Below are 20,199 nucleotides of genomic sequence, written 5' to 3'. Positions count from 1 at the left end.
CCCGCGCACCGCCGCTCGCACCCCGGAGTTCGGCGACGAACGGAACCGGGAATGACGATCGACTTCGAGCACGCGATGCGCAGGGCGCTGGCCCTCGCCGAGCGCGGCCCCGCCCGCGGCGTGAACCCGCGCGTCGGCTGCGTGCTCCTCGGGCCCGACGGCACCGTGCTCGCCGAGGGCTGGCACCACGGCGCCGGCACCGCGCACGCCGAGGTCGACGCCCTCTCCGCCCTCGCCCCCGGCGCCGCGACCGGCGCCACCGCCGTCGTCTCCCTCGAGCCCTGCAACCACACCGGCCGCACCGGCCCCTGCAGCCGTGCCCTGATCGACGCCGGCGTCGCCCGCGTGGTCTACGCCGTCGGCGACCCCGGCGACCGCTCGGCCGGCGGCGGCGACACCCTGCGCGCGGCCGGCGTCGAGGTGATCGAGGGCGTCCTCGCCGAGGAGGCGGAGGAGTTCCTGCACGTCTGGCTCGCCGCGACCCGCCGCCGCCGCCCCTGGGTGACCCTCAAGTGGGCGTCCACGCTCGACGGCCGCACCGCCGCCGCCGACGGCAGCAGCCGCTGGATCACCGGCGCCGCGGCCCGGCAGCGCGTGCACGAGCAGCGCGCCGCAGCGGACGCGATCCTCGTCGGCACCGGCACGGTCCTCGCCGACGACCCGAGCCTGACCGCCCGCGGCGACGCCGGCGAGCTCCTCGCCGAGCAGCCGCTCCCCGTCGTCGTCGGCACCCGCGCCGTTCCCGCCGGCGCCCGCGTCCTCGAGCACCCGCGCCCCCCGGTCCTCGAGCGCACCCACGACCTCGCCGCGGTCCTCGACCGCCTCTACGACGCCGAGATCCGCCACGTCTACGTCGAGGGCGGCCCGACGCTGGCCTCCGCCCTGGTCGCCGGCGGGCTCGTCGACGAGTTCCTCGTCTACCTCGCCCCGGCGCTGCTCGGCGGCCCGCGGCTCGCGCTCGACGACCTGGGCGTCGAGAGCATCGCCGGCGCGCACCGCCTCGACCTCCGCTCCGTGGAGGTCCTCGGCGGCGACCTCCTCGTCACCGCCCGGCCGGGCTCCCCCGCCCGGCGCACCGCCCCGCAGAAGGAGTCCTGATGTTCACCGGAATCATCGAGGAGGTCGGCGTCGTCACGGCCGTCTCGGCAGGGACCGACGCGATCCGCCTGACTGTGCGCGGCCCGCTGGCCGTCGAGGGCGCCCGGCACGGCGACTCCATCGCGGTCTCGGGCGTCTGCCTCACCGTCGTCGACCAGTCGGCGGACGGCTTCACCGCCGATGTGATGGCGCAGACCCTGCGGATGTCCACGCTCGACGGCGTCGCGGTCGGCGACCCCGTCAACCTCGAGCGCGCGGCCCTCGTCGGCGACCGCCTCGGCGGCCACATCGTCCAGGGCCACATCGACGGCACCGCGACGCTGCTCGCGGTCACCCCCGGCGACGCCTGGCGCGTGCTGCGCTTCTCCCTCCCGCCCGCGGCCGCTCCCCTGGTCACCGACAAGGGCTCGATCGCGGTCGACGGCGTCTCGCTGACCGTCTCGGCGATCAGCCTCGCCACCGAGCCGGAGCAGTGGTTCGAGGTCTCGCTCATCCCCGAGACCCTGGCCGCCACCACCCTCGGCGCCCGCGTCGTCGGCGACCGCGTCAACATCGAGACCGACATCCTCGCCCGCCACGTCGAGCGGATGCTCGCGCTGCGGTCCGCCGCCGACGAAGGAGGCCGGGCATGAGCCTCGCCACGATCCCCGAGGCCGTCGCTGCCCTGCGCGCCGGCCGGCCGATCATCGTCGCCGACGACGAGGGCCGCGAGAACGAGGGCGACGTCATCGTCTCGGCCCAGCTCGCGAGCCAGGAGACGATCGCCTGGATGGTCCGCCACTCCTCCGGCTTCATCTGCGCGCCGATGACGAACGAGATCGCCGACCGCCTGGAGCTCCCGCTGATGGTCGTCGACAACGAGGACCCGCGCGGCACCGCCTACACGATCTCGGTCGACGCCGCCGGCCGCCTCTCCACCGGCATCAGCGCGTCCGACCGCGCGCACACGCTCCGCGTGCTGGCCGACCCGGAGGCGACCCCGGCGCGACTGCACCGGCCCGGCCACATCCTGCCGCTGCGCGCCGTCGAGGGCGGCGTGCGCGAGCGCGACGGCCACACGGAGGCCGCCGTCGACCTGATGAAGCTCGCCGGGCTCGAGCCCGTCGGCGCCATCTCGGAGATCGTGGCCGAGGACGGCGAGATGATGCGCCTCCCCGGCCTGATCGCCCTCGGCGAGCGCGAGGGCGTGCCGGTGACCACGGTGGCCGCCCTGATCGCCTACCTCGAGGAGCACCACGCCGAGCTGGACGCCTCGAGCGTGGAACCCGCCCGGGACACCCCGCGGGTGATCTTCGAGGTCGAGACGACCGTGCCGACCACGCACGGGCCGTTCCAGCTGCGCGCCTACCGCGACCGCCAGACCGGCGCCGACCACGTCGCCGTCGTGGCGGGCGGCATCGGCGACGGCCACGGCACGCTCGTGCGGGTGCACTCCGAGTGCCTCACCGGCGAGGCATTCGGCTCGCTGAAGTGCGAGTGCGGACCGCAGCTCGACGCCGCGCTCGACACGATCCAGCGCGACGGCGGCGTCGTGATCTACCTCCGCGGGCACGAGGGCCGCGGCATCGGCCTGATCAACAAGCTCCGCGCCTACCGCCTCCAGGAGGACGGGCTCGACACCCTCGACGCCAACCTCGCCCTCGGCCTGCCCGCCGACGCCCGCGACTACGGCGCCGCCGTCGGCATCCTCGAGGACCTCGGCGTCACCGACGTCCGCCTGCTCACCAACAACCCGGAGAAGGTGCGCCAGCTCACCGACCGCGGCATCACCGTGTCCGAGCGCGTGCCGCTGATCGCCGGCGTCGGCGCCTTCAACCAGGGCTACCTCGCGACCAAGCGCGACCGGATGGGCCACTTCAGCGATCTCGACCCCCTCGTCGGACTCGACCCCCTCGACGCCGGACCCGCCGGCGCGACACCGAAGGAGTAAGCCATGGCCGGTAGCGGCGCCCCCACCACCTCCCCCGTCGACGGGAGCGGCCTCCGCGTCGTCGTCGTCGCGGGGACCTGGCACCAGCAGATCAGCGACGGGCTGATCGCCGGCGCGAAGGCCGCGCTCGACGAGTCCGGCGCCTCCTGGTCGCTCGTGCGCGTCCCGGGCTCGTTCGAGCTGCCGGTGGCCGCGAAGGCCGCCCTCGAGGCCGGCGCCGACGCGGTGGTCGCCCTCGGCGTCATCATCCGCGGCGGCACCCCGCACTTCGAGTACGTCTCGGACGCGGCGACCTCGGGGCTGACGAACGTCTCGATCCAGACCGGCAAGCCGGTCGGCTTCGGCGTGCTCACCCTCGACACCGAGCAGCAGGGCATCGACCGCGCCGGCCTGCCCGGTTCGAAGGAGGACAAGGGCCGCGAGGCGGCGGAGGCGGCGATCGCGACCGCGCTCGTCCTCCGCGAGCTGCGCGGCTAGCCGCGACCCCGCGCGCCGACGCCCCCCTTGTCGGGGGCGTCGGCGCACTTCGCGGAGAGGCGCTCTTGCTGAGAAGACCCGGAGTAAAGTGGACGGGTCGTCACGAGCGGCCCTACCCTCCCTCCCCCTCGGCCCCCGCGGCCCGCAGCGCCCGATCGACGCCGCCCCCGCCGGCACCGGGAGACCCCTCCACCGGAGCAGCCCTCTTCCATGTCTTCTTCCCGTACCGCAGCCGACGCTCCCGCCGCCGCCCCGCAGAACTCCCGGGGCCGGGTCATCCTGGCGAGCCTCATCGGCACCTCGATCGAGTTCTACGACTTCTACGCCTACGCGACGGCCGCCGTCCTGGTCTTCCCGTCGCTCTTCTTCGTCAATGAGGACCCGGCGGTCGCCCTCCTCGCCTCCTTCGCGGTCTTCGGCGTCGCCTTCATCGCCCGCCCGATCGGGTCGATCATCTTCGGCCACTTCGGCGACCGCGTCGGCCGCAAGGGGACCCTCGTCGCCTCGCTGCTCACGATGGGCATCGCGACCTTCCTGATCGGCTGCCTGCCGACCGCCCTCACGCCGGGCTGGGAGTTCCTCGCTCCGTTCCTGCTCGTCGTGATGCGCTTCTGCCAGGGCCTCGGCCTCGGCGGCGAGTGGTCCGGCGCCGCGCTCCTCGCGACCGAGAACGCTCCCGCGAACAAGCGCGCCATCTACGGCACGTTCCCTCAGCTCGGCGCCCCGATCGGCTTCATCGTCGCGAATGTGCTCTTCCTCGTGCTGGCGAGCACCATGAGCGACGAGACCTTCGCGGCCTGGGGCTGGCGCGTGCCGTTCCTCGCGAGCGCCGTGCTGGTGATCGTCGGCCTCTACGTGCGCCTCAAGCTCGTCGAGACCCCCGCCTTCCAGAAGGTCGTCGACAACGGCGAGGTGGCCAAGCTGCCGCTCGCCCGCGTCTTCAAGACCAGCTGGCGCCCGCTCATCCTCGGCACGTTCATCATGCTGGCGACCTATGTGCTCTTCTACCTGATGACCACGTTCACGCTGACCTACGGCACCACGCCCTCCGACGCGGCGACCCCGGGCCTCGGCTACAGCCGCAACGACTTCCTGATCATGCTGATCGTCGGCGTCGTCTTCTTCGGGATCTTCACGCTCGTCTCCGGCCCGCTGGCCGAGAAGTTCGGCCGCCGCCGCACGCTGCTCGTCGTCACCTCGGCGATCCTCGTCTTCGGCCTGCTCTTCGTCCCGCTGTTCAGCGGCGGCTTCGCCGGCGTGATGGCGGTGCTGATCCTCGGCTTCACGCTGATGGGACTCACCTTCGGCCCGATGGGCGCCGTCCTGCCCGAGCTGTTCCCGACCAACGTCCGCTACACCGGCTCGGCGATGTCGTACAACCTGGCGTCGATCCTCGGAGCGGCGCTCGCGCCGATCATCGCGGTGGCGCTCTGGCAGTCGGCCGGCGGCAGCACGCTGCTGGTGGGCCTCTACCTCAGCGGCGCGGCGGTGCTCACGCTCATCGCGCTGCTGCTCTCGAAGGAGACGCAGCACACGGCGTACCACGACAACGTGTCGTAGGACGCTCCTGCTCACCGCCTGTCCGGCCCGTCGGTTCCCCCGGCGGGCCGGACCCGTCTCCGGGCCCGTGCGAGAGGACGCGGCGCCGACCCTTCATGCTGGTCGACCCTTCATGCCGGTCGACCCTCCATGCGGGTCGACCCTTCATGCTGGTCGACCCTTCTCATGCTGGTCGAGTAGCCCCGCAGGGGCGTATCAAGACCCACCGTGGTCAGCAGGGCCGGTCCGCAGACTCGCGTTCTGACGCCGGCGGATCTCGAGACGCCCGCTCCGCCGGCTACTCGATCAGCATGGCGTCCCGTCCCGATCGAGGGCCGGTTCGCAGCCACGAAGGGGCAAGATGGACGGCGGTCCACAAGAAGTACGGCAAGGCGTGAGCGAGGACGAACGAGCGATGAGCAGCACCACGGAGAGCACGCGCGGCGGACGGCGGCCCCGCCGCGGCAAGGACGACGGACCCCGCGCCTCCTTCTCGCAGCTCGTCCCCTACCTGCTGGAGCACCGCGGCATCCTCTCGGTCGTGGTGGTGCTCAGCCTGTTCGGCGCCGCCGCCAGCCTCGCCCAGCCGCTCGTCGTCGGCCAGGTCATCACCCGCGTGCAGGACGGCCTCGACCTCGGCCCGCTGGTCTGGGCGCTCCTCGTGCTCGTCGTCGCCTCCGGCCTCATCTCCGGCTTCGCGCACTACCTGCTCCAGCGCACCGGTGAGGGGATCGTGCTCTCCAGCCGCCGCCGGCTCGTCGCGCGGCTGCTCCGCCTGCCGATCCGCGAGTTCGACGCCCGCCGCACCGGCGACCTCGTCTCGCGCGTCGGCTCCGACTCCACGCTCCTGCGTGCCGTGCTCACCCAGGGCCTCGTCGACTCGATCGCGGGCTCGCTGCTCTTCGTCGGCGCGATCGTCGCCATGGCGATCATCGACTGGGTGCTGCTGCTGATCATCGTCGTGGTCGTCGCCGTGGCCCTCGGCGCGGCCCTCACCCTCGGCCGCGGCATCCGCGTCGCCAGCCGGAAGGCGCAGGAGAAGGTCGGTGATCTCGCCGCCGCCGTCGAGCGCGCGATCAGCGCCGTCCGCACCATCCGCGCCGCCGGCGCCACCGACCGCGAGATCGCCGTCGTCGACACCCACGCGACCGAGGCCTACCGGCTCGGCATCCGCGTCGCGCACATCTCGGCGCTCGTCGTCCCGGTGGCCGGGATCGCGATGCAGGTCGCCTTCCTCGCCGTGCTCGGCGTCGGCGGCTACCGCGTCGCCTCGGGCGCGATCGACATCGCGCAGCTGGTGTCGTTCATCCTCTTCCTCTTCATGATGGTGATGCCGCTCGGCAACTTCATCGGCGCGATCACCTCGGTCAACTCGGCGCTCGGCGCGCTCGGGCGGATCCAGGAGATCATCGACCTGCCGATCGAGGGCGACGGCGAGCGCGACGGCGGCGGCCTCGGCCCGGGCGTCGCCGACTCCGCGATCGCCTTCGACGACGTCGTCTTCTCCTACGACGAGAAGGCCCTCGACGTCGACGAGGACGCCCGCGACCGCACCGTCCTGCGCGGCGTCTCCTTCACGGTCCCGCGCGGCAAGCGCACCGCCCTGGTCGGCCCGTCCGGCGCCGGCAAGAGCACGATCCTCGCGCTGATCGAGCGCTTCTACGACCCCGAGGCCGGCGTGGTCCGGCTCGGCGGAGTCGACATCACCGCCATCGACCGCGACGCCCTCCGCGCCCAGATCGGCTACGTCGAGCAGGACGCGCCGGTGCTGGCCGGCACCCTCCGCGAGAACCTCGTGCTCGGCCGACCGGACGCCTCCGACGAGGACTGCCTGCGGGTGCTCGAGGCCGTGAACCTCACCGACGTGCTCGAGCGCAACCCGCTCGGACTGAACGCGCCCGTCGGCGAGAGCGGCGTCATGCTCTCGGGCGGTGAGCGCCAGCGCCTCGCCATCGGGCGCGCGCTCCTCGCGGCCCCGCCGATCCTGCTGCTCGACGAGTCCACCTCGAGCCTGGACGGGCTCAACGAGCAGCGCCTGCGGCTCGCGATCGACGCCGTGGCCGAGAACCGGACGCTGCTCGTCATCGCGCACCGCCTGTCGACGGTCGTCGACTCCGACCAGATCGTGGTGCTGCAGAAGGGCGAGGTCGTCGGGATCGGCACGCACTCCGAGCTCGTCGAGTCGACGCCGCTCTACCGCGACCTGGCCAAGCACCAGCTGCTGGTCTGAGCGCGGCCCCCGCCCGGTCAGCGCGGCGGCATCCGCAGCGCGCCGTCGAGGCGGATCACCTCGCCGTTGAGCATCGGGTTCTCGATCACGTGGCGCACGAGCGCGGCGAACTCCGACGGCCTCCCGAGCCGGGCGGGGTGCGGCACCGCCTCGCCGAGGGCGGTGCGCGCCGCCTCCCGCAGCCCGGCGAGCAGCGGGGTGTCGAAGGTGCCGGGCGCGATCGAGACGACCCGGATCAGCGCGGCCGCCAGTTCGCGCGCCAGCGGCAGGGTCAGCGCGGCCACGGCGCCCTTCGAGGCGGCGTAGGCCGCCTGCCCGATCTGCCCCTCGAAGGCGGCGATCGACGAGGTGGTGACCAGGACCCCGCGCTCCCCCTCGACCGGCTCGCCCTCGGCGATCGCGGCCGCCGCGAGCCGCAGGACGTTCAGCGTGCCGACGGTGTTGATCCGCAGGACCCGCTCGAAGGCGTCGAGCGACAGCGGCCCGTCACGGCCGAGGAGCCGGCCCGGGGTGGCGACGCCGGCGCAGGTCACCGCGATCCGCAGCCCCTCGGCGGCCGTCACGGCCCGCTGGACGGCGTCGCCGTCGAGGACGTCGCCCGCGATCCGGAGGACCGACTCCGGCAGGTCGGCGCTGTCGAGCGCCGCCGGCAGATCGAGGACGACGACTCGCGCTCCTGCCTCGGCGAGGGCCCGCGCCGTCGCTGCTCCGAGACCCGAGGCTCCCCCGGAGACCAGCGCCGCGCAGCCCTCGACACGCATCAGGGGGCGATCGTCGGCGCGGGCGCGTCGGTGGAGAGCGCCTCGGCGGAGCAGTCGGTGAGGGTGCGGTCGTAGTCGGCGATCGCCTCCTGCGCGGCCAGCCACTCCGTCTCGCTGAGCGAGCCGTCCGGCGCCGGAGGCCGCTCGTTGAGGCCGTAGCGCGCGAGGCACCGGGTGATCAGCTGGGAGACCTCATCACCCTCGGTCACCGCTCCGGTCGCGACGGGCGTCGGCTCGGTCGCGCGGATCGTCCGCGCGGGCGTGGCACCGGAGTCGGGCACCTCGGCCGGGTCCAGCGCGCAGCCCGCGAGCGGGGCCAGCAGCAGCACGGCCGCGACAGCCGACGGCAGGCGGGCGGCGCGGAGCCGGGAGCGCTCGGACATGGACGACCTCGGGAGTGGATGACGGCGGAGGGCGGCACGGCGCCGGAGGAGCGGTGCCGGCCGGGTTCGTGGCGAGCGTAGCGCAGGCGCTCGGACCGGGGCGTCCGGGGTGCGCGGAACGACGGGCCGCGGCCCTGACGGGGGGTCAGGGCGCCGCGAGCGCCCACATCGCGACCGCACTCGCCGCCGCGACGTTCAGCGAGTCGATTCCGTGCCGCATCGGGATCTGCACCGCGACGTCCGCGGCGGCCAGCGCCTCCGCGGTGAGCCCCTCCCCCTCGGTGCCGAGCACGAGCGCGACCCGCTCCGGGGCGGCCGCCGCGAAGTCGCGCAGCGGCACCGCCTCCGGGGTCAGCGCCATCGCGGCGATCGTGAAGCCGGCCCCGTGCAGCAGCGCGCGCGTGCTCGGCCAGTCGCCGACCCGCGTCCAGGGCACCTGCAGCACCGTGCCCATGCTGACGCGGATCGCCCGGCGGTAGAAGGGGTCGGAGCAGCGCGGCGTCACCAGCACGGCGTCGGCGCCGATCGCGCCGACCGAGCGGAAGATCGCGCCGACGTTGGTCGGGTCGACCACGTTCTCGAGCACGACCACGCGGCGCGCGCCGGCGAGCAGCTCCGCGGGGTCGGCCAGCACCGGCCGGTCCAGCGCGGCGATCAGGCCGCGGTGCAGCGTGTAGCCGGTCAGCTCGGCCAGCAGCTCGCCGGGCCCGGTGAACACCGGCACGTCGCGGTCGCCGAGCAGCCGCTCGGCCTCCTCGACCGAGCCGCCGAGCGAGAGCACCGAGCGCGGCCGGTGCCCGGCGGCGAGCGCGCGCTCGAGCACCAGCGCCGACTCCGCGAGGTAGAGCCCGTGCGGGCCGCGGGCGTTCTTCAGCGCGACGTCCGTGGCGTGCGCGTAGTCGCGCAGCCGCGGGTCCTCGAGCGAGCGGACCTCGATCAGCTCCACGGATCAGGCGAAGGGGTCGGGGGTGAGCGTGTACTTGGTGCTGAGGTACTCGTGGATGCCCTCGAGCCCGCCCTCGCGGCCGAGCCCCGACTGCTTGACGCCGCCGAAGGGTGCTGCGGCGTTCGAGACCACACCGACGTTCAGGCCCATCATCCCGGTGGCGAGCCGCTCGATCATCCGCTGCCCGCGGGCGAGGTCGCGGGTGAAGACGTACGAGACCAGCCCGAACTCGGTGTCGTTGGCGAGGGCGACCGCCTCGTCCTCGTCACGGAACGGCACGATCGCGAGGACCGGGCCGAAGATCTCGGTGTGCAGGATCTCGCTGCCGACCGCGACCCCCGCGAGCACCGTCGGCTCGTAGAAGTGCCCCGCTCCGTCGATGCCGTGCCCGCCGACGCGGACCTCGGCGCCGCGCTCGACGGCGTCCCGGACCAGCGAGGAGGCCTTCTCGACGGCGCGATCGTCGATCAGCGGACCGATCGTGACGCCCGACTCGGTCCCGCGGCCGACGGTCAGCGCGCGGACGCGCTCCGTGACGCGGGCCGCGAACTCCTCGGCGATCGACTCGTGCACGAAGAAGCGGTTGGCGGCGGTGCAGGCCTGGCCGATGTTGCGGAACTTCGCGAGCATCGCGCCCTCGACCGCGCGGTCGAGATCGGCGTCCTCGAAGACGACGAACGGCGCGTTGCCGCCGAGCTCCATCGAGGTGCGCAGCACGCCCTCGGCCGCCTGCTGCAGCAGCGTCCGCCCGACCGGCGTCGAGCCGGTGAAGGAGAGCTTGCGCAGCCGCGGGTCCGACAGGATCGGCTCCGACACCGCTCCGGCCGAGGAGGTGGTGACCACGTTGACGACGCCGTCCGGCACCCCCGCCTCGGCGAGCAGGGCCGCGAAGGCGAGCGTCGTCAGCGGCGTGAGCTCGGCGGGCTTCACCACGACGGTGCAGCCGGCGGCGAGGGCCGGGGCGATCTTCCGGGTCGCCATCGCGAGCGGGAAGTTCCACGGGGTGATCAGGTAGCACGGACCGATCGGGTGCTGCGAGACGATCATCCGCCCCGTGCCCTCCGGGTTCACGCCGTAGCGGCCCGAGATGCGCACCGCCTCCTCGCTGAACCAGCGGAGGAACTCGCCCCCGTAGGCGACCTCGCCGAGCGCCTCGGCGAACGGCTTGCCCATCTCCAGCGTCATCAGCAGGGCGAAGTCGTCCTTGCGCTCCTGCAGCAGGTCGAAGGCGCGGCGGAGGATCTCCGCGCGCTTCCGGGGCGCGGTCGCGGCCCAGGCCGGCCCGGCCTCGACGGCGGCGTCGAGCGCCCGCAGGCCGTCCTCCGGAGTCGCGTCGGCGATGGTGCGGATCACCTCGCCGGTGGCCGGATCCTCGACGTCGATCGTGCCGCCGCCCGAGCCGTCGACCCAGGCGCCGCCGATGAGCAGCTGCGACGGGACGCGGGCGAGCAGGGCCGCCTCGGCGGCGCTTCGAACGACGGAATCACTCACGAGAACACTCTTCCTGTGCGGATCGAGTCGCGCGGACCCCGCACGACGACGCTTCTCAGTCTACGACCGCCCCCGGACGCACCTCAGGAGTCGGTCACCCCTGTGGACGACGGAGCCCCTGTGGAGGAGGGGAGCACGGTGGAGGAGGGAAGCACGGTGGAGGACGCCTCGACACGGACGCCCGCCTCGGCCAGCTCGCGCAGCGCCGCGGCGCTCGCCTCGGGCGAGACCCCGGCGACGAGGTCGGAGAGCACGCGCACCTCCAGGCCGGCCGCGCGCGCATCGAGGGCCGAGGCCCGCACGCAGTAGTCGGTGGCGAGCCCGACGACGTCGAGCTCGGTCACGCCCAGGCGCTCGAGCAGCGCCGGAACCGGCGCGCCGTCGTCCGCGGTCCCCTCGAAGGCCGAGTAGGACGGCCGGCCCTGGCCCTTGCGGATGTGCACGTCGACCGCGTCGACCGCGAGCGCCGGGTGGTACTCCGCACCGGCCGTCCCCGCCACGCAGTGCACCGGCCAGGTGTCGACGAAGTCGGGCTCGGCGGCGAAGTGCCCGCCGTTGTCGGAGTCGCCGTCGTGCCAGTCGCGCGAGGCGAGCACCGTCGTGTAGCGGCCGGCGCTCGCGGCGAGGTGGGCGGTGATCCCCTCGGCGACACGGCTGCCGCCGGCGACGGCGAGGGCGCCCTTCTCGGTGAAGTCGTTCTGCACGTCGACGATCAGGAGTGCCGTGGTCATGGTGGTCCTCTCGGAGCGGGAGCGGGAGCGGGAGCGGTGCGGGGGCGGTGGGGGGCGGTGGGGGCGGGTCGGTCAGGAGTCGGAGAGCGCGCCGCCGCAGCGGTAGACGCCGGTGACGAGCGTGTCGATGGCGGACTTCGCCGAGTCGGAGACGTCGCCGAGCGCGTAGACCGCGAAGGTGAGCGCCGTGCCGTCCTGGGCGTCGACGACGCCGGCGAGCGTGTAGCCGGTGTCGATCCAGCCGGTCTTCGCGCGGACGGCGCCGTCGGCCACCGCGTTGTCGCCGGCGAAGCGGTCGGCGTAGGAGAGCGATCCGGTGCGCCCCGAGACCGGGAGGCCGTCGAGGAGGACGCCGAGCTGCCCCTCCCTGGCCTGGATCTTCCGCAGCAGGCTCGTGAAGTACGCCGGAGCCACCGCGTTGTCGTCGCTGAGCCCCGAGCCGTCGACGATCGTGATGCCGGCCGTGTCCACTCCGTAGCCGGCGAGGCCCTGGAGGACGCCCGCCTGCTCGGCGCCGAAGTCGTTGCCGGAGCCCGTCCGGATCGCGACCAGCCGCGCGAGCATCTCGGCGATCGCATTGTCCGAGACGAGCAGCATCTGCTGCACGAGGGTGCTCACCGGGGCCGACTCGACGGTGCCGAGCACCCGCGCTCCAGCCGGGGCGGTGCCGGTGCTCACCGTCGGCGAGCCGGACAGCTCGTCCGCGAAGGCGTCGCCCGCCCGGCCGATCGGGTCCTCGCCACGGCGGGAGGTGGCGGCGCTCGGGTCCGCCCGGTCGCCGTCGACCTGCAGGGCGGTGATCTCGGGCATGTAGCCGTCGGTCTGCTCCTTGCGGTTCCAGCTCGGCTGCCAGGTGTCGCCGGAGTAGAGCGAGGCGTCGAGCACGACCGAGGAGATCGTGGCGCCCGCGGTCGCCGGGTCGGCGTCCCAGGCGGCCTCGACCTGCGCGGCGAGGTCGTCGAGGTGCGCGGCGCCGGCGTAGACCGACTCCTGACCGCTCGGCAGGCGGCTCAGCGTGAGGTCTCCCCCGCCGACCAGCACGACGCTGCCGGGAGCGTCGCCCGCGACCACGGTCGTGGCGATCCGGGTGTCCGGGCCGAGGACGGCGAGCGCGCTGGCGGCGGTGAGGATCTTCAGGGCGGAGGCGGTGCGCGAGGCGGTCGTGCCGCCGCGGTCGAAGAGCACCTCGCCGGTCGCCGCATCGACGACCCGCGCCTGCATCGAGCCGAGGCGCGGATCCGCCGCGAGCTCGGCGACGGAGCAGGTGCGCAGCGCCTCGGCGGTCTCGGTGCCGGCGGGCCGGGCGGTCGGCGTCGGCGTCGCTGTGGCCGTCGTCGCGGCGGCGGGTGCCGAGGCGGTGGGCGCCGCGGAGGGAGTCGCCGTGCGGCCGATCGCCGTCCCGGCGCCGAAGGCTCCGACGCCCAGCAGCACGGCGACGACGGCTGCGGCGGCCACGAGGGCGCGCGGTCGGCGGCGGGGCGGGGTGTCGGTCATCCGGCCCAGGGTAACGAACCGGGATCAACGGGGCCTGGGGGCGATGGCGACACTCGCGGCTGCACCACGGGGAAAAATGCGGAGCCGCCTGTCGGAATCGAACCGACGACCTTCTCATTACGAGTGAGACGCTCTACCGACTGAGCTAAGGCGGCGTGCTCGCGAGGCGCTGGCCCCGGACACGATTACACAGCATAGCCTGCTCGCGGTCCGGGGCGTGAATCGGGGCGCGCAGCCCGCCGGCTACTCGGCGAGCGCGCCGCGCAGCTCGTCGAACGAGTGCACGATGAGTCCCGGGAGCGCGTCGCGACCGTCGTGGTCGACCCAGCCGGCCCAGGCGTGCCGCATGGCGGCGAGGCCGAGCAGGGTGAGCATCCGGGCCCGGCTGCGCACCGCCTCGGCGTCCGTCCCGCCGCGGGTGAGGCGCTCGGCGACCAGATCCTCGATCGCGAGCTCGAACTCCCGCATGCCGGCGATCTTGAGGCCGACGAGCTGCGGGTGCTCGCGGAAGAGGCTGCGCCGCAGCAGGTGCAGCTCGCGGTCCTCCTCCCCCGGGACCTCCGCCGCCGCGACGAAGACCGCCTGCAGATCGACGAGCAGCGGCGCGTCGCCCGCGAGGAACGCGGCGGCCGTCTCGTCGGAGATCACCGGAAGGCCGCCGACCAGCGCGTCCTCCTTCGAGGCGAAGTAGTTGAAGAAGGTGCGCGTGGAGACGTCGGCTGTCCGCGAGACGTCCTCGATCGTGACGCGGTCCGGCCCGCGCTCGCTCGCGAGCCGCAGCACGGCGGTCTCGATCGCGCGCCGGGTCGCGAGGCGCTTGCGCTCCCGGAGTCCCGGCTGCTCCGGCGCGCCCCGGCGCTCCTGCTCGGTCAGCACTGCGGGTCCTCCTCGGGGACGACGCCCTCGAGCAGGTACGCGTCGACCGCGTCGTTCACGCACGAGTTCGACTTGTTGTAGGCCGTGTGGCCCTCGCCGTCGAAGGTCACGAGGTGCCCGTCGGACAGCTCCTCCGCCAGCGCCTGCGCCCAGACGTAGGGGGTCGCCGGGTCGTTCGTGGTGCCCACCACGAGGATCGGGCCCGAGCCCTCCGCCGTGATCGGCGCCCGCGAGCCCTCGAAGGCGGCCGGCCACTCGCCGCAGAGGATGTCGCCGTAGGCGAGGTAGCGGCCGAGCGTCGGCGCCGCCGCCTCGAGCTCCGCGGCGTCCGCCCGCATCGACTCCGTCTCGGCGTCGTAGGCGTAGTCGACGCAGTTGATCGCGAGGAAGGCCTCGGTCGCGTTGTCGCTGTAGTCGCCGTCGGCCGTCCGGCCGTTGTAGGCGTCCGCGTACTGGAAGGCGATCTCCGCGCCGCCCTGACGCACGTCCGTGAGCATCTCGCTCAGCCCGCCCCAGGAGGAGGCGGAGTAGAGCGGGTAGACGATCGCGGTGAGCAGCGTGCTCGAGCCGAGCTGCCGGCCGTCCTGGGCGCGGATCGGCGAGGCGTCGACCCGCTCCAGCATCGCGGCGACCTGCGCCATCGCCTCGTCGACCGTGCCGGTGAAGGGGCAGCCCTCGCCACCGAGGCAGGCGGTGAGATAGGCGCGCAGGGCGCTCTCGAAGCCGATCGCCTGCTCGCGGACGACGTCGAGCGAGGTCGCGGCCGGATCGATCGCGCCGTCGAGCACGAGGCGGCCGACGCGATCGGGGAACAGGCCGGCATAGGTGGCGCCGAGGAAGGTGCCGTAGGAGTAGCCGAGGTAGTGCAGCGCCTGGTCGCCGAGCGCCGCCCGCAGCACGTCGAGATCGCGGGCCGCGCTGGTGGTGCCGACCTCGGGCAGCAGCGCTCCGCTGCGCTCCTCGCAGGCGGCGGCGAAGGCGGCCGAGGCGGTGCGCTGGGCGGCGATCCACTCGTCGCTGCCGCGCTCGCCCGGGACGATGTCGTAGAGGTAGGAGTCGAGGCCGGCGGCGTCGAGGCAGGACACCGCGGTCGAGGCGCCGACGCCGCGCGGGTCGAAGCCGACCACGTCGAAGCGGGCGGCGAGCTCGTCGTCCACGGCGAAGTCCAGGCTGTCCCGGATGAGGTCGACCCCGGACCCGCCGGGCCCTCCCGGGTTGACCAGGAGGGAGCCGATCGCGTCCCCGCCCGTCGCCGGGTGGCGGACCAGGGCGATCGAGGCGGTCTCGCCGGCCGGGGCGTCCCAGTCGAGCGGCACCGTCGCGTCGGTGCACTGCATGCCCTCGCCGCAGTCGTCCCAGACCAGGACCTGGCCGTAGTACTGCTCGAGATCGGCGTCGACCGCCTGCGGGGCGGGCGTCGAGGTGCGCTCGGGCGAGGGTCCGGGAGCGAAGCAGCCGGAGAGCAGCGCGACCGCGGCGCCGACCGCGGCGAGCGCCGACCAGCGGCCCGGGCGCCTCACGCGGCCACCGGGCGCCGCGCGGCGACCACGAGCATCGCCTCGAGGGCGAGGACGGGCGAGACGTTCGCGTCGATGCGCTGCCGGGCCTCCGCCACGGCGTCGAGCACCGCGAGCGTGCGCTCGGGGGCGGTGGCCGAGGCGAGTGCCGTCATCTCGCTCCGCACCTCCTCGTTGATCACGCCGCCGGGGGCGCCGAGCTGGAGGCGCACGACGTCGCGGTAGAGCGAGAGCAGGTCGACGAGGATGCGGTCGAGGCCGTCGCGGAGGCTGCGCGTCGCCCGGCGCTTCTGGTCCTCCTCGAGGGTGCGCAGCTGCGAGCGGAGCTGGGCGGGGATCGTGCCGCCGGGCTCGACGCCGAGCGAGCGCAGCGCCTGCTGGCGCTCGACCTCGTCGCGCTCGAGCGTGTAGGCCTTCGCGTCCTCGGTGGCGACCTCGATCATCCGCGCGGCACCGAGCACCGCGTCGGACACCCCGCGCAGACTCAGCGCGATCCGGAGGGTCTCCTCCCGCCGCTCGCAGGCGTTCGCATCGGTCGCGAGCCGGTGCGCCATGCCGATGTGGCTCTGGGCCTGGCGGGCGGCGCGCTCCGCCGTCTCCACGTCGACGCCGTCGCGGCGCTCGAGCAGGCCGGCGACGTCCTCGACGCTGGGGACGCGCAGGCGCACCGAGCGGACCCGCGAGCGGATCGTCGGCAGCAGGTCGGCCTCGCTGGGCGCGCAGAGGATCCAGACGGTGCGCTCGGGCGGCTCCTCGAGCGCCTTCAGCAGGACGTTCGAGGTGCGCTCGCTCATCCGGTCGGCGTCCTCGATGACCATCACCCGGTAGCGCGAGACCGACGGCGAGTACTGCGAGGACGAGACGAGGCGGCGCACCTCCTCGATCGAGATGATGACGCGCTCGGTGGCGAGGACCGCGAGGTCGGGGTGCGAGCGGGCGGCGACCTGCGCGCAGTCCGGGCACTCGCCGCAGCCACCGCGGCGGCAGAGCAGTGCGGAGGCGAACGCGTAGGCGAGGTTCGACCGGCCGGAGCCGGGCGGCCCGGTGATCAGCCAGGAGTGGGTCATCGAGGTCGACTCGTGCCCCCTCTCGTCGCGGGGGGTCGAGGCGTCGCGCAGGGCGCCGATGGCGTGCTCCTGGCCGACGAGCTGGCTCCAGACGGTCACGGATCCAGGCTAACCGCGAGGTCCGACAGCGGGCCGCGCGCCCTGGGGACCGGCGCTGAGCATCGGCTCGACGCGGGCGCGGACGGCCGCGGCGAGCTCCTCGACGGGACGGCTCGCGTCCAGGACGAGGAAGCGCTCCGGGTCGTCCGCGGCGAGGTCGAGGAACGCCTGCCGGACGCGGCCGTGGAACTCGGCCTTCTCCGCCTCGAGCCGGTCGTAGCGGGTGCGCGCGGCGTCCAGCCGGGTCCGGGCGACGGCGGGATCGAGGTCGAGCAGGACGGTGAGGTCGGGGCGGAGGTCGCGGGTCGCCCACTCCGAGAGGGAGCGGACCTCCGCGGCGTCTAGCACCCGGCCGGCGCCCTGGTAGGCGACGGAGGAGTCGATGTAGCGGTCCTGGACGACGACCTCGCCCCGCTCGAGCGCGGGCCGGACGAAGGTGCCGATGTGCTGCGCGCGGTCGGCGGCGTAGAGGAGCGCCTCGGCCCGCGGATCGATCTCGCCGCGGTGGTGCAGCACGATCTCGCGGATCTGCACGCCCACCTCGGTGCCGCCGGGCTCGCGGGTGCGCCGCACGGTCTCACCGCGCGAGCCCAGCCACTCCTCGAGCAGCCGGGCCTGCGTGGTCTTGCCCGCGCCGTCCCCGCCCTCGAGGGTGACGAACAGCCCGGTCACGACTCCGTCGAGCCCGTCGCCTCCGCCGCAGTGCTGCGGGCGCGGGTGGTGGCCGGCTTCTTCGCGGCGGTGGTCTTCGCCGCCGTCGTCTTGGCGGCCGTCGCCTTCGCCGCCGTGGTCTTCGCGGCGGTGGTCTTCGTCGCCGTCGTCTTGGCCGCCGTGGTCTTCGCCGCCGGCTTCTTGGCCGGGGCGCGCTTGGCCGGGGCCTTCTTGGGCGCCGGACCCTTCGCCCGCTTGTCGGCGAGCATCTGCACCGCCTGCTCGAAGTCGATCTCCTCGATCGGCTGGCCCTTGGGGATCGTGACGTTGGTCTCGCCGTCGGTCACGTAGGCGCCGAAGCGCCCGTCGCGGATCCGGATCGGCTTGCCGCTGACCGGGTCGGCCTCGAACTCCGCGAGGGCGCTCGTGGCGCGCTTCGCGCCGTACTTGGGCTGGGCGAAGACCTCGAGCGCGGTCGGCAGGTCGACCTCGAAGATCTGGTCCTCGCTGGTGAGCGAGCGGCTGTCCGTCCCCTTCTTCAGGTACGGGCCGTAACGGCCGTTCTGCGCGGTGATCGGCTCACCCGACTCCGGGTCCTCGCCGACGGTGCGCGGCAGGTCGAGCAGGCGCAGGGCGGTGGCGAGGTCGACGGTCGCGACGTCCATCGACTTGAAGAGGGAGGAGGTGCGCGGCTTGACCGCGGCCGCCTTCTTCGCGCCGCGCTTCGCAGCAGGAGCGGAGACGGGCTCGACGACCTCACCGGTGGCGGGGTCGGCGGTGGTCTCGGGCTCCGGGTCGACCTCGGTCACGTACGGGCCGAAGCGGCCGTCCTTGACCACGACGGTCTTGCCCGAGTCCGGGTTGCTGCCGAGCACGCGGTCGGTCTGCACGGGAGCGTCGACGAGCTCCTGCGCCTTCGCGGGCGTGAGCTCGTCCGGGGCCAGCTCGAGCGGCAGGTTGACCCGGCGCGGCGTCTCCTGCCCCTCCTCCTGGGCGACCTCGAGGTAGGGCCCGTACTTGCCGATGCGCAGGGTGATGTCGTCGGTGATCCGGACCGAGTTGATGCTCTTCGCATCGATCTCGCCGAGGTTGTCGACGACGTGGCGCAGGCCCGGCTGGTCGCCGCCGCCGAAGTAGAAGCGGTTCAGCCAGTCGACCCGGTCCTCCTCGCCGCCGGCGATGCGGTCGAGGTCGCCCTCCATCGCGGCGGTGAAGTCGTACTCGACGAGGTCGGAGAAGAACTCCTCGAGCAGGCGCACCACCGAGAAGGCGATCCAGTTGGGCACGAGCGCCGTGCCGCGCGGAGTGACGTAGCCGCGATCGACGATCGTCGTGATGATCGAGGCGTAGGTCGAGGGGCGCCCGATCCCCAGCTCTTCGAGCGACTTGACGAGGCTCGCCTCCGTGTAGCGCGGGGGCGGCGAGGTCTCGTGGCCCTTGGCCTCGACCTCGGCGACGACGAGGCTCTGGCCGACCTCGAGCACGGGCAGCTTGGCGTCCTTCTCGTCGCGGGCGCCGTGGCGCTCCTCGTCGCGGCCCTCCTCGTAGGCGAGCAGGAAGCCGCGGAAGGTGATGACCGTTCCCGAGGCGGTGAACTCGGCGGTGCGCTCGGTGTCGCCGGCCGGGTTGGCGAGCAGGGTGACCGTCGCGGTCGAGCCCTTGGCGTCGGCCATCTGCGAGGCGACGGTGCGCTTCCAGATCAGGTCGTAGAGGCGGTGGTCGTTCCCGCGGAGGGTGCCGGCGAGCTGGTCCGGGGTGCGGAAGGTCTCGCCCGCGGGGCGGATCGCCTCGTGCGCCTCCTGCGCGCTCTTGTTCTTGCCGGAGTAGAGGCGCGGCTTGTCGGGGACCGTCTCGGCTCCGTAGAGCGAGGCCGCCTGCGAGCGGGCGGCGTTCAGCGCCTGCTGCGAGAGGTTCGGCGAGTCGGTCCTCATGTAGGTGATGAAGCCGTTCTCGTAGAGCGACTGCGCCACGCTCATCGTCTGGCGCGCCGAGAAGCGGAGCTTGCGCGCCGCCTCCTGCTGGAGCGTCGAGGTGGTGAACGGGGCGGCGGGGCGGCGCGAGTAGGGCTTGGACTCGAGGTTCGAGACGCGGACGAGCGTCTTCGGGTCGCGCAGCGCCTCGGCGAGGGCACCGGCGGAGGCCTCGTCGAGGACGGTGACGTCCCCCTTCAGCTGACCGCGGTCGTCGAAGTCGCGGCCGCTGCCGATCCGCTTGCCGTCCAGGCGCGCCAGGCGCGCGTCGAACGCCGCCGAGGCGTCGGCCTCCGGCGCGAGGACCGTGGCGAGGTCCCAGTAGGAGGCGGAGACGAAGGCGAGGCGCTCGCGCTCGCGGTCCACGACGAGGCGCGTGGCGGCGGACTGCACGCGCCCGGCGGAGAGCCCCGGCCCGACCTTGCGCCAGAGCACCGGCGAGATCTCGTAGCCGTAGAGGCGGTCGAGGATGCGGCGGGTCTCCTGCGCGTCGACGAGGGAGGTGTCGATGTCGCGGGTGTTGTCGCGGGCCGTCTGGATCGCGTCCTTGGTGATCTCGTGGAAGACCATCCGCTTCACGGGGACCTTGGGCTTGAGCTCCTCGAGGAGGTGCCATGCGATGGCCTCGCCCTCGCGGTCCTCATCCGTCGCGAGGAAGAGCTCGTCGGCGTTCTTCAGTGCGCGCTTGAGGTCGGCGACCGTCTTCTTCTTCTGATCGGAGACGACGTAGTAGGGCTCGAAGCCGTTGTCGACGTCGACGGAGAACTTGCCCAGCCCGCCCTTCTTGAGCTCGGGCGGCAGGTTCTTCGGCTCGATGAGGTCGCGGATGTGCCCGACGGAGGCGAGCACCTCGTAGCCCTCGCCCAGGTACTGGGCGATGGTCTTGGCCTTCGCCGGCGACTCGACGATCACCAGCTTCTTCGTGCCGGACACAGTTCT

The 20,199-nt window shown here is 73.7% G+C and carries 17 protein-coding genes and 1 tRNA gene; 6 read left to right on the top strand and 12 right to left on the bottom strand.

Features of this window, described 5'->3' with window-relative positions:
• Positions 1–51 precede the first annotated feature (51 nt).
• The 6 genes from ribD to MT350_RS10480 all read left to right on the top strand — a co-directional run bounded on the left by ribD (position 52) and on the right by MT350_RS10480 (position 7,274).
• A complete protein-coding gene (gene ribD / locus MT350_RS10505) occupies positions 52–1,098 on the top strand; it encodes a bifunctional diaminohydroxyphosphoribosylaminopyrimidine deaminase/5-amino-6-(5-phosphoribosylamino)uracil reductase RibD (RefSeq protein WP_243615888.1) in 1,047 nt (348 codons plus the stop codon).
• Complete coding sequence (locus tag MT350_RS10500) at positions 1,098–1,730, top strand: riboflavin synthase (protein ID WP_243615887.1); 633 nt, start codon at positions 1,098–1,100, stop codon at positions 1,728–1,730. The genes ribD and MT350_RS10500 overlap by 1 nt, the downstream gene beginning before the upstream one ends.
• The gene (ribA, locus tag MT350_RS10495; RefSeq protein WP_243615886.1) at positions 1,727–3,028 is read left to right on the top strand and encodes a GTP cyclohydrolase II; all 1,302 of its coding nucleotides are present in this window, start codon (positions 1,727–1,729) and stop codon (positions 3,026–3,028) included. The genes MT350_RS10500 and ribA overlap by 4 nt, the downstream gene beginning before the upstream one ends.
• A gap of 3 nt (positions 3,029–3,031) precedes the next feature.
• Complete coding sequence (ribH, locus tag MT350_RS10490; protein ID WP_123447670.1) at positions 3,032–3,505, top strand: 6,7-dimethyl-8-ribityllumazine synthase; 474 nt, start codon at positions 3,032–3,034, stop codon at positions 3,503–3,505.
• 210 nt (positions 3,506–3,715) lie between these two features.
• Positions 3,716–5,065, top strand: coding sequence for an MFS transporter (locus tag MT350_RS10485; protein WP_123705187.1), 1,350 nt, complete (start codon positions 3,716–3,718; stop codon positions 5,063–5,065).
• A gap of 394 nt (positions 5,066–5,459) precedes the next feature.
• Positions 5,460–7,274, top strand: coding sequence for an ABC transporter ATP-binding protein (locus MT350_RS10480; RefSeq protein WP_133963222.1), 1,815 nt, complete (start codon positions 5,460–5,462; stop codon positions 7,272–7,274).
• A gap of 17 nt (positions 7,275–7,291) precedes the next feature.
• Here the strand turns inward: MT350_RS10480 and MT350_RS10475 are convergent, their stop codons facing one another.
• From MT350_RS10475 to topA, 12 genes are all read right to left on the bottom strand, one after another.
• On the bottom strand, positions 7,292–8,035 hold the full coding sequence (locus tag MT350_RS10475; protein WP_243598458.1) for an SDR family NAD(P)-dependent oxidoreductase: 744 nt from the start codon (positions 8,033–8,035) through the stop codon (positions 7,292–7,294).
• Positions 8,035–8,418: a hypothetical protein gene (locus MT350_RS10470; RefSeq protein ID WP_243598457.1), complete on the bottom strand. Its 384-nt coding sequence runs from the start codon at positions 8,416–8,418 to the stop codon at positions 8,035–8,037. The genes MT350_RS10475 and MT350_RS10470 overlap by 1 nt, the downstream gene beginning before the upstream one ends.
• 145 nt (positions 8,419–8,563) lie before the next feature.
• A complete protein-coding gene (locus MT350_RS10465) occupies positions 8,564–9,364 on the bottom strand; it encodes an RNA methyltransferase (RefSeq protein ID WP_243582254.1) in 801 nt (266 codons plus the stop codon).
• Between the two features lie 3 nt (positions 9,365–9,367).
• Positions 9,368–10,855: an NAD-dependent succinate-semialdehyde dehydrogenase gene (locus MT350_RS10460; RefSeq protein WP_243615885.1), complete on the bottom strand. Its 1,488-nt coding sequence runs from the start codon at positions 10,853–10,855 to the stop codon at positions 9,368–9,370.
• Positions 10,856–10,938: 83 nt separating this feature from the next.
• Entirely contained in the window at positions 10,939–11,586 is a 648-nt protein-coding gene (locus MT350_RS10455) for an isochorismatase family protein (RefSeq protein WP_243615884.1), read from the bottom strand.
• 72 nt (positions 11,587–11,658) lie between these two features.
• Positions 11,659–13,080 (bottom strand): D-alanyl-D-alanine carboxypeptidase/D-alanyl-D-alanine-endopeptidase, encoded by a 1,422-nt coding sequence (gene dacB / locus MT350_RS10450; RefSeq protein ID WP_243615883.1) that lies wholly within the window; start codon positions 13,078–13,080, stop codon positions 11,659–11,661.
• Positions 13,081–13,162: 82 nt separating this feature from the next.
• Positions 13,163–13,235 (bottom strand) — tRNA-Thr (locus MT350_RS10445).
• 88 nt (positions 13,236–13,323) lie between these two features.
• Complete coding sequence (locus MT350_RS10440) at positions 13,324–13,956, bottom strand: TetR/AcrR family transcriptional regulator (protein WP_243615882.1); 633 nt, start codon at positions 13,954–13,956, stop codon at positions 13,324–13,326.
• Positions 13,950–15,476: an alpha/beta hydrolase gene (locus tag MT350_RS10435; RefSeq protein ID WP_243615881.1), complete on the bottom strand. Its 1,527-nt coding sequence runs from the start codon at positions 15,474–15,476 to the stop codon at positions 13,950–13,952. The genes MT350_RS10440 and MT350_RS10435 overlap by 7 nt, the downstream gene beginning before the upstream one ends.
• Entirely contained in the window at positions 15,473–16,639 is a 1,167-nt protein-coding gene (locus MT350_RS10430; RefSeq protein ID WP_243615880.1) for a DNA polymerase III subunit delta', read from the bottom strand. Before MT350_RS10430 ends, MT350_RS10435 begins: the two co-directional genes overlap by 4 nt.
• Positions 16,640–16,648: 9 nt before the next feature.
• The gene (gene tmk / locus MT350_RS10425) at positions 16,649–17,311 is read right to left on the bottom strand and encodes a dTMP kinase (RefSeq protein WP_243615879.1); all 663 of its coding nucleotides are present in this window, start codon (positions 17,309–17,311) and stop codon (positions 16,649–16,651) included.
• Complete coding sequence (gene topA / locus MT350_RS10420) at positions 17,308–20,193, bottom strand: type I DNA topoisomerase (protein WP_243615878.1); 2,886 nt, start codon at positions 20,191–20,193, stop codon at positions 17,308–17,310. Before topA ends, tmk begins: the two co-directional genes overlap by 4 nt.
• Positions 20,194–20,199: the final 6 nt, after the last annotated feature.

This window comes from Rathayibacter sp. VKM Ac-2928 (genome assembly GCF_022815545.1).
In the GTDB taxonomy this organism is placed as follows: domain Bacteria; phylum Actinomycetota; class Actinomycetes; order Actinomycetales; family Microbacteriaceae; genus Rathayibacter; species Rathayibacter festucae.
The sequence above is the reverse complement of the archived record's forward strand: the minus strand, read 5'-3'. Positions and strand labels throughout refer to the sequence as shown.

Coding starts and splice junctions, on each gene's coding strand:
- MT350_RS10485 (WP_123705187.1), top strand. CDS start 3,716: ATGTCTTCTTCCCGTACCGCAGCCGACGCTCCCGCCGCCGCCCCGCAG.
- ribD (WP_243615888.1), top strand. CDS start 52: ATGACGATCGACTTCGAGCACGCGATGCGCAGGGCGCTGGCCCTCGCC.
- dacB (WP_243615883.1), bottom strand. CDS start 13,080: ATGACCGACACCCCGCCCCGCCGCCGACCGCGCGCCCTCGTGGCCGCC.
- MT350_RS10475 (WP_243598458.1), bottom strand. CDS start 8,035: ATGCGTGTCGAGGGCTGCGCGGCGCTGGTCTCCGGGGGAGCCTCGGGT.
- ribH (WP_123447670.1), top strand. CDS start 3,032: ATGGCCGGTAGCGGCGCCCCCACCACCTCCCCCGTCGACGGGAGCGGC.
- MT350_RS10480 (WP_133963222.1), top strand. CDS start 5,460: ATGAGCAGCACCACGGAGAGCACGCGCGGCGGACGGCGGCCCCGCCGC.
- MT350_RS10470 (WP_243598457.1), bottom strand. CDS start 8,418: ATGTCCGAGCGCTCCCGGCTCCGCGCCGCCCGCCTGCCGTCGGCTGTC.
- MT350_RS10455 (WP_243615884.1), bottom strand. CDS start 11,586: ATGACCACGGCACTCCTGATCGTCGACGTGCAGAACGACTTCACCGAG.
- ribA (WP_243615886.1), top strand. CDS start 1,727: ATGAGCCTCGCCACGATCCCCGAGGCCGTCGCTGCCCTGCGCGCCGGC.
- MT350_RS10500 (WP_243615887.1), top strand. CDS start 1,098: ATGTTCACCGGAATCATCGAGGAGGTCGGCGTCGTCACGGCCGTCTCG.